This is a genomic window from Frigoribacterium sp. PvP121, from assembly GCF_017833115.1.
In the GTDB taxonomy this organism is placed as follows: Bacteria; Actinomycetota; Actinomycetes; order Actinomycetales; family Microbacteriaceae; genus Frigoribacterium; species Frigoribacterium endophyticum.
The window spans coordinates 2,691,078-2,704,793 of record NZ_JAFIBR010000001.1 but is presented as its reverse complement, the minus strand read 5'-3'; the positions used below and the strand labels follow the sequence as shown (position 1 = coordinate 2,704,793).

Sequence of the window (13,716 nt, the reverse complement as noted above, 5' to 3'; positions counted from 1 at the left end):
GTGGACGCCACCATGCAGCAGATCGACGACTCCGGGCACGCGCGCTCCGAGCACGACGGCTCCGACGACCGGCCGCCGGCGGTGCCGGGTCTCGAAGCGCGCCTCCGCCAGGTGGAGAAGTCCCCGCTGGAGTCGCGGGCCGGCTCGTTCGCCGCCCTGCACGACGAGCTGCGTGGCGTGCTCGAGGGCACGACGGCCGACGGCGCGGCAGGCCCCCGGTGACGGTCGACGCCTCGGGGAAGCCCCTCCGCTCCGGACGCGGCACCTCGGCGCCCGAGCCCGTGGCCGACGAGCCGGTCGCGGCCGAGGCCGTCGACGAGCGCCTCGACGCCGCGCTCGCCCGCCGGGGCCTCGCGCGGTCCCGCACCCACGCCGCCCGGCTGCTCGCCGACGGCCTCGTGACCGTCAACGGCACGGGCGCCGTCAAGGCTTCCGCCCGTGTCGCACCGACCGACCGCGTCGAGGTCGCCGGCCTCGACCACTACGTCAGCCGCGCCGCCCACAAGCTCGTCGGCGCCCTCGACGCGTTCGGCGTCGACCCCGCCGGTCGCACCGCCCTCGACGTCGGCGCCTCGACCGGCGGCTTCACCCAGGTGCTGCTCGAGCGCGGCGCGGAGCACGTCGTCGCCCTCGACGTGGGCCACGGCCAGCTGTCGCCGTCGGTGCGCTCCGACCGCCGCGTCTCCGTCATCGAGGGCGTCAACGCCCGCTACCTCACGGCCGAGCAGCTGCGCGGCCTCACCGACCGGGCCGACGACGTCGACCTCGTCGTGGCCGACCTCTCGTTCATCTCGCTGACGATGGTCCTCCCCGCGCTCACCGCGTCGCTCGGCATCGGCGCCGACTTCGTGCTCCTCGTCAAGCCGCAGTTCGAGGTCGGCCGTCAGGGCGTCCGCGAGGGCATCGTGCACGACCCGGCGCTGCGCGCCGAGGCCGTGACGACCGTGCTCTGGGCTGCCCACGACCTCGGCCTCGGCACGGCGGGGCTCATCCCCTCACCGATCGTCGGCACGGCGGGCAACAAGGAGTACGTGGTGCACTTCTCGGCCTCGACCGGGACGAATCCGACAGAATGGCTCAGCACGGCAGACACCACGACGGGAGCGTGAGAGAGATCACTTCGACACGACACATCCTCGTCGTCTCGCACACGGGGCGACCGGACTCCATCGGGGCGGCGCTGGAGGTCTGCGGACTCCTGCGCGCGGCCGGTGTCGTGCCCGTGCTGCCCCTCGACGAGTGGAACGACATCCGCGTCGCGGCCCCGGAGGTCGGCGAGGTCCACATCCTCGGCGACGACGTCGTGGCCGACCAGCTCGAGTGCGTCATCGTGCTCGGGGGCGACGGCACCATCCTCCGCGCGGCCGAGCTCGTGCGCGGCACCCGGTCGCCCATCATCGGCGTCAACCTCGGCCACGTCGGGTTCCTCGCCGAGAGCGAGCGCGACGAGATGACCGAGACGGTGCAGCGCGTGCTCGCCGCCGACTACGACGTGGAGGAGCGGTTCGCCCTCGACGTGACGGTCACCACCGACTGCGAGGTCGTCTACCGCACCTGGGCGATGAACGAGGCGACGGTCGAGAAGGCGTCCCGCGAGCGGATGCTCGAGGTCGTCATCGAGGTCGACGGTCGCCCGCTCTCCTCCTTCGGCTGCGACGGCGTCGTCATGTCGACCCCGACCGGCTCGACCGCGTACTCGTTCTCGGCCGGCGGCCCGGTGGTCTGGCCCGAGGTGCAGGCCCTGCTCCTCGTGCCGCTGAGCGCCCACGCGCTCTTCGCCCGTCCGCTCGTGGTGGGCCCCGACTCCACCCTCGCCGTCGAGGTGATGAACCGCACCGACGCCAAGGGCATCCTGTGGTGCGACGGCCGACGCGAGCACGACCTGCCGCCCGGGGCCCGGGTGGAGTGCACCCGCTCGACGCAGCCGGTGCTGCTGGCGCGCCTCCGCCAGGGGCCGTTCACCGACCGCCTCGTGGCGAAGTTCCACCTCCCGGTCACCGGCTGGCGCGGGCCCGACCAGGCGGCCGCCGAGTGATCGAGGAGATCGCGATCCGCGACCTCGGCGTCATCGGGCGGGCGACCCTGCCCCTCGGCCCCGGGTTCACGGCCGTCACCGGCGAGACCGGCGCGGGCAAGACCATGGTCGTGACCGCCCTCGGCCTCCTGCTCGGCCAGCGGGCCGAGAGCGGCATCGTCCGCTCCGGCAGCGCCCAGGCGGTCGTCGACGGCCGCTGGGTCGTGCCCGAGGAGGGCTCGGTGGTCTCGCGCGTGCGCGACGCCGGGGGAGACGTCGACGACGGCGAGCTGTTCCTCAGCCGCGTCGTCTCGGCGGAGGGCCGCAGCCGGGCCGTCGTGGGCGGGCGCACCGCCCCGATCGGCGTCCTGGGCGACCTCGCCGACCACCTCGTCGTGGTGCACGGTCAGAGCGAGCAGATCCGGCTGAAGTCGGCGCAGGCGCAGCGCGCCGCCGTCGACGCCCACGGCGGTGCCGCCCTCGCCGAGGCCGCCACGTCGTACCGGTCGGCCTACGACGCCTGGCAGGCGGCGCGGGCCGAGCTCGACGAGATCACCCGCGACCGAGAGGCTCGTCGGGCCGAGGCCGAGTCGCTCCGCGAGGCCATCGACGAGATCGAGGCCGTCTCGCCCGTCGCAGGTGAGCTCGACGAGCTCGACGCCACGGCCGAGCGCCTGAGCAACTCCGAAGATCTCCGGCTCGCCGCCGGGCTGGCCCACGAGATCCTGTCCACCGACGCCGTCGACGGCACCCGCGACGTCCTCTCGCTCGTCGAGGAGGCACGGCGCCAGGTCGAGCGCGTGGCCCCGCACGACGCCGCGCTCCAGCCGATCGCCGACCTGCTGGCCGAGGTCAGCGTCCAGGTCAGCGAGTCGTCGTCGCGGCTCTCCAGCTACCTCGGCAGCCTCGACGCCGACGCGGCCGGCGACCTGGAGGTCGTCCAGACGCGGCGGGCCGAGATCGGCTCGCTGCTCCGCAAGCACGGCCCGACCGTCGACGACGCGCTGCGCCTGCTCGACGAGGGCAGCCGCCGTCTCGTCGAGCTCGACAGCGACGACGACCGCCTCGCGCAGCTCGACGACGAGGTCGAGCAGTTCCGGGCGGAGGCGGAGGCCAGGGCGAGCGTCCTCACCGACCTGCGCCGCGCCTCCGGAGCCGACCTGTCGAGCCGGGTCAGCGCGGAGCTCCGCGCGCTCGCGATGGCCGGCGCCGAGATCGTCGTCGAGGTCTCGCCCCGCGGCGAGCTGGGCGCGTCCGGGGCCGACGCCGTGGCGCTCCTGCTGCGCCCGCACCCGGGCAGCGAGCCGCGCCCGCTCGGCAAGGGCGCCTCCGGCGGCGAGCTCTCGCGCGTCATGCTCGCGCTCGAGGTCGTCATGGCCGGGTCGAGCGAGGTGCCGACGTTCGTCTTCGACGAGGTCGACGCCGGCGTCGGCGGCGCCGCGGCCATCGAGATCGGCCGCCGCCTCGCAGCTCTCGCCGAACGGGCCCAGGTGATCGTCGTGACGCACCTCGCGCAGGTCGCCGCCTTCGCCACGAACCACCTCCGCGTCGTCAAGGACGCCTCGGGCGAGGTCACCGCGAGCAGCGTCCAGCAGCTCGACGGCGACGAGCGCGTGGCCGAGATGGCACGTCTGCTCTCGGGCCTGCCCGACAGCGCGAGCGGGCTCGACCACGCCCGCGAGCTCCTCCAGCTGGCCTCCGCCGGCGCCGACCGGCGCCCGTGACCCGACAGCGGGGTGCCGACGGGCCCCCGCGTGACATAGGATGGAACCCCGTGGTGAACGAACAGAACTCGGGCCTTGATTCCTCCTCGATCGACGGGGGTGGCCCTTCTGAGGTCCCCTCGTCCACGGCAGCCGCTCCGGCGGCCGTCACGAAGCACATCTTCGTCACCGGTGGCGTGGTCTCGTCGCTCGGCAAGGGCCTCACGGCCGCCAGCCTCGGCAACCTGCTGACCGCCCGCGGCCTCCGCGTCGTGATGCAGAAGCTCGACCCGTACCTCAACGTCGACCCGGGCACGATGAACCCCTTCCAGCACGGCGAGGTCTTCGTGACCGACGACGGCGCCGAGACCGACCTCGACATCGGCCACTACGAGCGGTTCCTCGACATCAACCTCGACCAGGCCGCCAACGTCACCACCGGCCAGATCTACTCGACCGTCATCGCCAAGGAGCGCCGCGGCGAGTACCTGGGCGACACCGTCCAGGTGATCCCGCACATCACCGACGAGATCAAGCGCCGCATGCGCCAGCAGGCCGAGGGCGAGCTGAAGCCCGACGTGATCATCACCGAGGTCGGCGGCACCGTCGGCGACATCGAGAGCCAGCCGTTCATCGAGTCGGCCCGCCAGGTGCGCCACGAGCTCGGCCGGTCGAACGTCTTCTTCGTCCACGTCTCGCTGGTGCCCTACATGGGCGCCTCGGGCGAGCAGAAGACCAAGCCCACGCAGCACTCCGTCGCCGCGCTCCGCTCGATCGGCATCCAGCCCGACGCGCTGGTGCTCCGCAGCGACCGTCCCGTCAGCGACGCCAACAAGCGCAAGATCGCGCTCATGTGCGACGTCGACGAGGACGCGGTGGTCAACGCGAAGGACGTCGCGAGCATCTACGACATCCCGTCGATGCTCAACGACCAGGGCCTCGACAGCTACATCATCCGCCACCTCGGCCTCGCCGAGAAGGCCGGCGAGGTCGACTGGTCGGGCTGGCAGACCGTGCTCGACGCGGTGCACCAGCCGAAGCACGAGGTCACCATCGGCCTCGTCGGCAAGTACATCGACCTGCCCGACGCCTACCTCTCCGTCACCGAGGCGCTCCGTGCCGGCGCCTTCGCGCACCAGGCCAAGGCCAAGCTCGTGTGGATCCCCTCCGACGACTGCGAGACACCGGAGGGCGCCGCGAAGGCGCTCAGCCAGGTCGACGGCATCTGCGTGCCGGGCGGCTTCGGCATCCGCGGCATCGAGGGCAAGCTCGGCGCGCTGAAGTTCGCCCGCGAGAACGGCGTGCCCGCGCTCGGCCTCTGCCTCGGGCTGCAGTGCATGGTCATCGAGTACGCGCGCAACGAGGCGGGCCTGACCGGCGCCTCCTCGTCCGAGTTCGACCCCGAGACCGAGTTCCCCGTCGTCGCGACGATGGCCGAGCAGGTCGACATCATCGCGGACGGCGACCTCGGCGGCACGATGCGCCTCGGCCTCTACCCGGCCGCGCTGCAGACGGGCTCGCTCGCCGCCGAGCTCTACGGCTCGGAGCTGGTGGAGGAGCGCCACCGCCACCGCTACGAGGTCAGCAACCAGTACCGCCAGCAGATCGCCGACGCCGGCCTGGTCTTCTCCGGCACGTCGCCCGACGGCACCCTCGTCGAGTACGTCGAGCTCGACCGCGCCGTGCACCCGTTCTACATCGGCACGCAGGCGCACCCCGAGCTGCGCTCGCGCCCGAACCACGCCCACCCGCTCTTCAGCGGCCTGGTCGAGGCGTCGCTCGAGCGTCAGAACTCGAGCAAGCTCTTCGCCGACGACGCGGACGGCGCCACGCCCGGCGTGACGGACGCCGCCGAGGTCGTGGCCTGATGGGCGCCGAGGGAGAGCTGCTGCGCGACGAGTCCGCCGCCCCCGAGGTGACGAGCTCGGAGACGGTGTTCGAGGGCGCGGTCTGGAACGTCGTCCGCGACACCGTCGACTACAACGGCTCGCCCATGGTGCGCGAGTACGTCGCGCACACGGGCGCCGTCGCCGTCCTGGCGGTCGACGACCAGGACCGCGTGCTCGTCATCCAGCAGTACCGCCACCCCATCCGCTCGCGCGACTGGGAGCTGCCCGCGGGGCTGCTCGACGCCGAGGGCGAGAGCAAGCTCGACGCCGCGAAGCGCGAGCTGATGGAGGAGGCGGACCTCCAGGCGACCACGTGGCACGAGCTGGTGTCGTTCCACACCTCGCCCGGCGGCAACGACGAGATGGTCACGGTCTACCGGGCCACGGGCGTCAGCGCGACCGAGGGGGCGTTCGACCGCTCCGACGAGGAGGCCGACATCGTGACGCGGTGGGTCAGCCTCGACGAGGTCGTGGAGGGCGTGCTCGCCGGCCGGCTGCACAACTCCATCCTCAGCATCGCGGCGCTCGCCGCGGTCGCGGCCCGCTGACGGCCCGACGGGGCGGCAGGCCGTGACGACCGTCGAGGAGGCGGTGGCCCGGTACCTGCGCCACGTCACCGTCGAGCGCGGCCTCTCCCCGAACACGACCGCGGCCTACCGCCGCGACCTCGTGCTCTGGCAGGCGCACCTGGCGGCGCTCGGGCGGGCCTCGGTCGACGAGGTCGAGCCGGGCGACGTGGCGTCGTTCCCCGTCGCGCTGGCGACCCGGCCGGAGAAGCCGCTCGGCGCCTCCAGCGTGGCCCGGGTGCTGTCGTCGGTCAGGGGCCTGCACAGGTTCCTGGTCGAGGAGGGGCTGCTCGAGGTCGACCCGGCCGCCACGACCCGGCCGCCCAAGCTGCCGTCGCGGCTGCCCAAGGCGATCTCGGTCGCGCAGGTCGAGGCGCTGCTCGCCGCGACGGACGGCGACGAGCCCGCCCGGGTGCGCGACAAGGCGCTGCTCGAGCTGCTCTACGCGACGGGCGCCCGGGTCAGCGAGGCGGTGTCGCTGAACGTCGACGACGTGGTGGAGGGCGACGTCGTGCGGCTGTTCGGCAAGGGCGGCAAGCAGCGGCTCGTGCCGCTCGGCAGCTACGCCCGTCGGGCGCTCGACGCCTGGCTGGTGCGCGGCCGGCCGGAGTTCTCGGCCCGGGGCGAGGCGACCCCCGCGCTCTTCCTCGGCGCGCGCGGAGCCCGGCTCTCACGGCAGAACGCCTGGCTGGTGATCAGCGGCGCGGCCGACCGGGCCGAGCTCGGCCTCGACGTCTCGCCGCACACGCTGCGCCACTCGTTCGCCACCCACCTGCTCGAGGGCGGGGCCGACGTGCGCGTCGTGCAGGAGCTGCTCGGGCACTCGTCGGTCGCCACGACGCAGATCTACACGCTGGTCACGGCGGACGCCCTCCGCGACATGTACTCGACCGCCCACCCCCGGGCCCGGAAGGCCGTCAGACCTTCACCTGCCGCATGAGGCTTCCTGTGCCCGGGCCGGGCGCGGCAGCCGCGCCCCGCCGGGGGGCGCTCGTACTATGGAGCCCGTGAGCACCAAGCCGACCCCGAGCACACCCGCCCTCTTCGAGAGCGCTCCGGCGGCCGTCCCCGCGAACGGCCCGACGGGGCGCCCCCGCACCGAGTTCCCGACGCCCGACGTGCTGGCGAGCCACGGCCCCGCGCGCATCATCACGCTCTGCAACCAGAAGGGCGGCGTGGGCAAGACCACGACGACCATCAACCTGGGCGCCGCGTTCGCCGAGTACGGCCGCCGCGTGCTCGCCATCGACTTCGACCCGCAGGGCGCCCTCACCGCCGGCCTCGGCGTGCAGTCGCACGACCAGTCGACGATCTACGACCTCATGATCGGCGCCGTCCGCGACGCGCACGACGTCATCGTGCCGACCCGCGTCGAGGGCCTCGACGTCATGCCGGCCAACATCGACCTCTCCGCCGCCGAGGTGCACCTCGTCAACGAGGTCGCCCGCGAGCAGATCCTCGCACGCATCCTCCGCCAGGTCAGCGCCGAGTACGACGTCATCCTGATCGACTGCCAGCCCTCGCTGGGGCTGCTGACCGTCAACGCCCTCACGGCGGCGCACGGCGTGCTCATCCCGCTCGAGTGCGAGTTCTTCGCCCTCCGCGGCGTCGCCCTGCTCGTCGAGACGATCGAGAAGGTGCGCGACCGGCTCAACCCCGCCATCGAGCTCGACGGCATCCTGCCGACGATGTTCGACTCGCGCACGCTGCACAGCCGCGAGGTGCTCGAGCGCGTCGTCGAGGCGTTCGGCGACGAGGTGCTCGAGACCGTCATCGGCCGCACCGTCAAGTTCCCCGACGCCTCCGTCGCCGGGACCCCGATCACGAAGTTCGCGCCCGAGCACCCCGCGGCCCAGGCGTACCGCCAGCTGGCCCGAGAGCTGATCGCGCGTGGTGCCGCAGCCTGAGCCGGCCACGACGGTGACGGTCGACGTCGCTCCCGAGCGGGGCGGCGTGGTGGACGGCGCGGCCTCGACCCGGGGCGAGGCCCCCGCGCCGCAGGAGGTGCCCGGCTTCGCCGTGGTCCTCGACAACTTCACCGGCCCGTTCGACCTGTTGCTGACGCTGATCAGCAAGCGCGAGATGGACGTCACCGAGGTCGCGCTGAGCGCCGTCACCGACGAGTTCCTCGCGCACCTCCGCCGGCTCGACACCGACGCCGACCTCGACCAGGCCAGCGGCTTCATCGTCGTCGCCGCGACCCTGCTCGACCTCAAGGTCGCCGGGCTGCTGCCCCAGGGCGAGCTCGTCGACGCGGAGGACGTCGCCCTGCTCGAGGCCCGCGACCTGCTCTTCGCCCGCCTGCTGCAGTACCGCGCGTTCAAGCTCGCCGCCGAGTGGTTCGCCGAGCGCTCGGTCGCCGAGGCCGCGCGGCACGCGCGGTCGGTGCGCCTCGAGGAGAAGTACCGGGTCACGACGCCGGAGCTCGTCTGGACCCTCAGCCCCGACGACTTCGCCGCCCTCGCCACGCTCGCGCTGACGCCCGCCGAGGTGCCGACCATCGGCCTCGACCACCTGCACGCGCCGCTCGTCAGCATCCGCGAGCAGGCCGCCGTCGTCGTCGCGCTGCTGCGCGGGCGCGGGCTGCTGACCTTCCGCGAGCTCGTCTCAGGGGTCGACGTCAAGGGCGTCGTCGTCGCCCGCTTCCTCGCGCTGCTCGAGCTCTACCGGCACGGCTCGGTCTCGTTCGAGCAGATCGAGCCGCTGGGGGAGCTCAGCGTGCGCTGGGTCGCCGAGACCTGGACGGACGAGAGCCTCGCCGCGCTGGGGGCCGACTATGACGGCTGACCCCGTGGCGACCGTCGCAGTCGACGTCGCCGTCGAGCGACGCCTGGAGGCGCTGCTGATGGTCGCCGACGAGCCGCAGTCGCTCGTCGACCTCGCCACCGCGGTCGGCGAGCCCGTCTCTGTCGTGCGCCGGGCGGTGGAGGCGCTGGTCGCCGACTTCGACGGCGTTGACGGCGGCGTGCGGCGCGGTTTCGAGCTGCGCGAGGTCGGCGTCGGCTGGCGGTTCTACGTCCGCGAGGAGCACGACCCCGTCGTCAGGGATTTCGTGATGACGCAGAACCCGTCCAGACTGTCGCAGGCGGCTCTCGAGACGCTGGCGGTCATCGCCTACAAGCAACCCATCACCCGCAGCAGCATCGCGCAGATCCGCGCGGTGAACGTCGACTCGGTCGTCCGCACGCTGCTGGGTCGAGGCCTGGTCACGGAATCGTCCGCCGATCCCGAGACGGGCGCCACCACCTACGAAACGACGGAACTCCTGTTGACCCACCTCGGCATCAGCTCGCTCGACGAGCTCCCGCTGATCTCCCCGCTCCTCTCCGACGGATCCGGAGGATTCGACGATGCCCACTGACACCACCCCCACCTCTGACGACCTGCCCTCGGGCGAGCGCCTCCAGAAGGTCATGGCCGCCGCCGGCGTCGCCTCGCGCCGCGTCTCCGAAGACCTGATCGCCGCCGGCCGCGTCACGGTCAACGGCAAGGTCGTGACCGAGGCCGGTCGCCGCATCGACCCCGCGACCGACAAGGTCGTCGTCGACGGCACGGCCGTGCAGCTCGATTCGACGCGCCGCTACGTGATGCTGAACAAGCCGGTCGGCGTCGTCAGCACCCTGAGCGACGAGAACGGCCGCCCCGACCTGACGCAGTTCACCAGCGACTACGAGGAGCGCCTGTTCAACGTCGGCCGCCTCGACGTCGAGACCAGCGGCCTGCTGCTGCTGACGAACGACGGCGAGCTCGCCCACGTGCTGGCCCACCCGTCGTTCGGCGTGACCAAGACCTACATCGCGAAGGTCAAGGGCCTCGTGACCCCGGCCGTCATCGCCGAGCTGCTCTCGGGCGTCGAGCTCGACGACGGCCCGATCGCGGCCGACAAGGCCGCGGTGGTCGGGGGAGGCGCGGGGCTGTCGCGCTCCGCCGACTCGTCGCTCATCGAGATCACCCTGCACTCGGGGCGCAACCGCGTCGTGCGCCGCATGCTCGAGGCGGTCGGGCACCCGGTCATCGACCTCGTGCGCCGCTCGTTCGGGCCCCTGCACCTCGGCACCCTCAAGGTCGGCCACATGCGCTCGCTGAACAAGGCGGAGCTCGGGGCCATCCTCACCATCTCGCGCGACGCCTCCCCGTCGCCCCGCGTCGACGCGATGCCCGTCACCGAGAGCGCCGACGCGCCGGTCGACGAGGCCGACGTCGTCGAGGTGCCCCTCGACGAGGCCGAGGTCGAGAAGGAGTACTACGACGAGGACGACGAGGAGTTCGACCCCGAGACCGACGCCCGCGACGCGAAGCGCCGCCGCGGGCCGTCCGGCTTCAAGGGCGACGCCTCGGCCGCTCCCTCTCGCCGGGCCGAGGTGCGCCGCCAGCAGGCCGGCCGCCGCGAGCCCCGCGACGAGCGGGGTGCACGCCCGGCGCGCGACGAGCGGGGCGGGTACCAGGGGCGCGACGACCGCGGGAGCCGTCCGGCCCCCCGCGACGACCGCGGCGGGTATCAGGGCCGTGACGACCGGTCGGGCCGTCCGGCGCAGCGCGACGAGCGCGGCGGGTACCAGGGCCGTGACGACCGTGGCGGACCGGCGCGCGGCGGGTACCAGGGTCGTGACGACCGTGGCGCACGTCCCGCTCGCGACGAGCGCGGTGGGTACCAAGGCCGTGACGACCGTTCCGGCGACCGTGGTGGCTACCAGGGTCGCGACGACCGTGGCGGGCGCCCCGAGCGGGGCGGACGCCCCGACCGCGGCGGCTTCGTGTCGCGCGACGACCGCGGCTCGCGTCCTGAGCGCGGCGGCTTCGTCTCGCGCGACGACCGTGGGGGAGCGTCGCGCGGTGGCGGCGACCGCCCGCTGAGCGCCGGTGAGGAGCGCGCGGCGGGCTACCCGAACCGCGACGCGAACCGCGACCCGCGCACGGGCCGTCCGTCCGGCGTCCGCGCCGGTGGGCCCGGTGCCGGCCGCGGCGGCCGCGACTACCCCGTCCGCGACGACCGCACGGGCGACCGCGGCGGGTACCAGGGTCGTGACGACCGTTCCGGCGACCGTGGTGCGCCGTCGCGCGGTGGCTACCAGGGTCGTGACGACCGCTCGGGTGACCGTGGTGCGCCGTCGCGTGGTGGGTACCAGGGCCGTGACGACCGTGGCGGGCCCTCGCGTGGTGGCTACCAGGGCCGTGACGACCGGTCGGGTGACCGTGGTGCGCCGTCGCGCGGTGGCTACCAGGGCCGCGACGACCGCTCGGGCGAGCGCGGTGGCTACCAGGGTCGTGACGACCGTGGCGGACCGTCGCGTGGTGGGTACCAGGGTCGTGACGACCGTGGGGGACCGTCGCGTGGTGGGTACCAGGGTCGTGACGACCGTGGGGGACCGTCGCGTGGTGGGTACCAGGGTCGTGACGACCGTGGTGGCCCCTCGCGTGGTGGCTACCAGGGCCGCGACGACCGTGGCGGCCGTGACGACCGGCGCGACGACCGCGGCGGCGACCGTCCGTACCGCGGCCGCCCCGACGGCGACGGCCGTGGGCCCCGGGGAGGCGGCCGGCCGTGACCGACCCGACCCGCGACTCCTCGACGCTGCCTGAGCCGGCGACGGCGGTGACCGTCGGCGACCTCGTCGACGGCAGCCGCCGCCTCGCCGGCCAGGTGCGCGTCGTGGGCGCGGGCCTGCTCGGCACCAGCATCGGCCTGCGCCTGCGCCAGCACGGGGTGGACGTCGTGCTCGACGACGTCTCGCCGTCGGCACGCGCGCTCGCCGTCGACTACGGCGCCGGCCGCGTGCCCTCCGACGACGACGCCCCCGTGCTCGTCGTCGTCGCGGTGCCGCCCGACGTCACAGCCGAGATCGTGCACCGCGAGCTGCGGGCCCACCCGGAGGCGCTGGTCACCGACGTCGCGTCGGTCAAGGCCCTGCCCCTCGACGAGCTCGTCGCGCTCGGCGCCGACGTCTCGCGCTACATCGGCTCGCACCCCATGGCCGGGCGCGAGCGCGGCGGGGCCGTCTCGGCCCGCGCCGACCTCTTCGTCGGCCGCCCGTGGGTCATCGCCGGGCACGACGACATCAGCTACCGGCGCGCGGCCCTCGTCGAGGACCTCGCGCTCGACCTCGGGGCGACCCCGATCGAGATGACCCCGGAGGAGCACGACGCCGGCGTCGCCCTCGTCAGCCACGTGCCGCAGGTCGTGGCGAGCCTCACGGCGGCCCGTCTGCGCGACGCGCCCGACGCCTCCCTCGCCCTGGCCGGCGGCGGGGTGCGCGACGTCACGCGCATCGCGAGCAGCGACCCGGCCCTGTGGGTGCAGATCCTCGGGGCGAACGCGCCGCGCGTCGCCGCGGTGCTCCGCGAGCTGCGCGAGGACCTCGACGGCGTCGTCGCGGCGCTCGACGCCCCCTCGGCCCCCGGTGCGCGTCGCGCCGTGGCCGACCTCATCGGAGCCGGCAACGCCGGCGTCTCACGGCTGCCCGGCAAGCACGGCCAGTCGACCCAGTTCCGCTCGGTGGTCGTCATGGTCGACGACACGCCGGGCCAGCTCGCCCGCCTGCTCACCGAGATCGGTGAGATCGGCGTCAACCTGGAAGACCTGCGCCTGGAGCACTCGCCCGGCGCGCTGGTCGGACTCGCGGAGGTGTCCATCGTGCCCGAACAAGAAGACCGGCTCGTCGCTGAGCTGCAGCAGCGCGGCTGGACCGTCGTCGGAGGTGTCGCGTGAGCGCCGCGGACGGCGCCGCCGCCGCGGACCCCACCGGTGCCGACCTCACCGGTGCCGACCTCGGGGTGGAGCGCTCGCCGGGTGAGCACGGCGTCGGCGGCCCCGCCGGCGAGGCGCACACCGCCGAGCTGCGCGACGAGACCGCCGAGGCCGTGCACCGCCACGTCGTCGTCGCCGTCGACGGCCCCGCCGGCAGCGGCAAGTCGAGCGTCAGCCGCGCCTCGGCGATCGCCCTCGGCTACGACTACCAGGACACCGGGGCCGCCTACCGGGCCTTCGCCCTGCACGCCCTGCAGACGGCCGTCGACCTCGACGACGCGGACGCGATCGTGGGCGCGCTGCCCTCGTTCCGGTACGCGATCGAGATCGACCCGCACCGCGCCTCCTCGGTGACCGTCGACGGCGTCGACGTGACCGACGAGATCCGCACGCCCCGCGTCACCGGTGCCGTCAGCCACGTCGCCAAGGTGCCGGAGGTGCGGCGCTACATGGTCGACCTGTTCCGTCGCGTGATCGCCTCGACCGACAAGGCCGGCATCGTCACCGAGGGCCGGGACATCACGACCGTGGTGGCGCCGGACGCCCAGGTGCGGATCCTGCTGACGGCGAGCGAAGAAGCTAGGATGGCCAGGCGTTCAGCCGAGGTCACCGGGCAGAGCGCCGAGGAGACCGCTCGGCAGCTCTCGACCCGCGACCGGCTCGACAGCAAGGTCGTCGACTTCATGACCGCCGCCCCCGGCGTCTCGACGGTCGACTCCACCCACCTCGACTTCGACCAGACCGTGCAGGCCGTGGTCGAGCTCGTGCAGACGAGCACCCCCACTTCCTAGGAGCCTCC

At 73.8% G+C, this 13,716-nt stretch carries 12 protein-coding genes and 1 pseudogene; all 13 read left to right on the top strand.

Annotated elements, in window-relative coordinates:
* Nucleotides 1–12 precede the first annotated feature (12 nt).
* Nucleotides 13–222, top strand: coding sequence for a hypothetical protein (locus tag JOE43_RS12585; protein WP_209519295.1), 210 nt, complete (start codon nt 13–15; stop codon nt 220–222).
* 59 nt (nt 223–281) lie between these two features.
* The gene (locus JOE43_RS12580; RefSeq protein WP_209519230.1) at nt 282–1,109 is read left to right on the top strand and encodes a TlyA family RNA methyltransferase; all 828 of its coding nucleotides are present in this window, start codon (nt 282–284) and stop codon (nt 1,107–1,109) included.
* Nucleotides 1,073–2,035: an NAD kinase gene (locus JOE43_RS12575; protein ID WP_209518150.1), complete on the top strand. Its 963-nt coding sequence runs from the start codon at nt 1,073–1,075 to the stop codon at nt 2,033–2,035. The genes JOE43_RS12580 and JOE43_RS12575 overlap by 37 nt, the downstream gene beginning before the upstream one ends.
* Nucleotides 2,032–3,738, top strand: coding sequence for a DNA repair protein RecN (gene recN, locus JOE43_RS12570; RefSeq protein ID WP_209518149.1), 1,707 nt, complete (start codon nt 2,032–2,034; stop codon nt 3,736–3,738). The genes JOE43_RS12575 and recN overlap by 4 nt, the downstream gene beginning before the upstream one ends.
* 89 nt (nt 3,739–3,827) lie before the next feature.
* The gene (locus tag JOE43_RS12565; protein ID WP_209519229.1) at nt 3,828–5,585 is read left to right on the top strand and encodes a CTP synthase; all 1,758 of its coding nucleotides are present in this window, start codon (nt 3,828–3,830) and stop codon (nt 5,583–5,585) included.
* On the top strand, nt 5,585–6,154 hold the full coding sequence (locus JOE43_RS12560) for an NUDIX hydrolase (RefSeq protein WP_209518147.1): 570 nt from the start codon (nt 5,585–5,587) through the stop codon (nt 6,152–6,154). The genes JOE43_RS12565 and JOE43_RS12560 overlap by 1 nt, the downstream gene beginning before the upstream one ends.
* A 22-nt stretch (nt 6,155–6,176) precedes the next feature.
* A complete protein-coding gene (locus JOE43_RS12555; protein ID WP_209518145.1) occupies nt 6,177–7,112 on the top strand; it encodes a site-specific tyrosine recombinase XerD in 936 nt (311 codons plus the stop codon).
* Nucleotides 7,113–7,170: 58 nt separating this feature from the next.
* On the top strand, nt 7,171–8,079 hold the full coding sequence (locus tag JOE43_RS12550) for a ParA family protein (RefSeq protein WP_082514396.1): 909 nt from the start codon (nt 7,171–7,173) through the stop codon (nt 8,077–8,079).
* A gap of 46 nt (nt 8,080–8,125) precedes the next feature.
* Nucleotides 8,126–8,959, top strand: coding sequence for a ScpA family protein (locus tag JOE43_RS12545; RefSeq protein ID WP_307803431.1), 834 nt, complete (start codon nt 8,126–8,128; stop codon nt 8,957–8,959).
* Complete coding sequence (gene scpB, locus JOE43_RS12540) at nt 8,949–9,533, top strand: SMC-Scp complex subunit ScpB (RefSeq protein WP_209518143.1); 585 nt, start codon at nt 8,949–8,951, stop codon at nt 9,531–9,533. The genes JOE43_RS12545 and scpB overlap by 11 nt, the downstream gene beginning before the upstream one ends.
* Nucleotides 9,523–10,314 (top strand): annotated as a pseudogene (locus JOE43_RS15730) (pseudouridine synthase); the annotation flags it as partial. The gene scpB and the pseudogene JOE43_RS15730, both read left to right, overlap by 11 nt.
* Before the next feature lie 1,451 nt (nt 10,315–11,765).
* Complete coding sequence (locus JOE43_RS12530; RefSeq protein WP_209519227.1) at nt 11,766–12,878, top strand: prephenate dehydrogenase; 1,113 nt, start codon at nt 11,766–11,768, stop codon at nt 12,876–12,878.
* Between the two features lie 152 nt (nt 12,879–13,030).
* A complete protein-coding gene (gene cmk, locus JOE43_RS12525; protein WP_209519226.1) occupies nt 13,031–13,708 on the top strand; it encodes a (d)CMP kinase in 678 nt (225 codons plus the stop codon).
* Nucleotides 13,709–13,716: the final 8 nt, after the last annotated feature.

Excerpts from the sequence above, each read along its gene's own strand:
- JOE43_RS12575 (WP_209518150.1), top strand. The coding sequence starts at position 1,073 with ATGGCTCAGCACGGCAGACACCACGACGGGAGCGTGAGAGAGATCACT.
- JOE43_RS12560 (WP_209518147.1), top strand. The coding sequence starts at position 5,585 with ATGGGCGCCGAGGGAGAGCTGCTGCGCGACGAGTCCGCCGCCCCCGAG.
- JOE43_RS12585 (WP_209519295.1), top strand. The coding sequence starts at position 13 with ATGCAGCAGATCGACGACTCCGGGCACGCGCGCTCCGAGCACGACGGC.
- JOE43_RS12550 (WP_082514396.1), top strand. The coding sequence starts at position 7,171 with ATGGAGCCCGTGAGCACCAAGCCGACCCCGAGCACACCCGCCCTCTTC.
- scpB (WP_209518143.1), top strand. The coding sequence starts at position 8,949 with ATGACGGCTGACCCCGTGGCGACCGTCGCAGTCGACGTCGCCGTCGAG.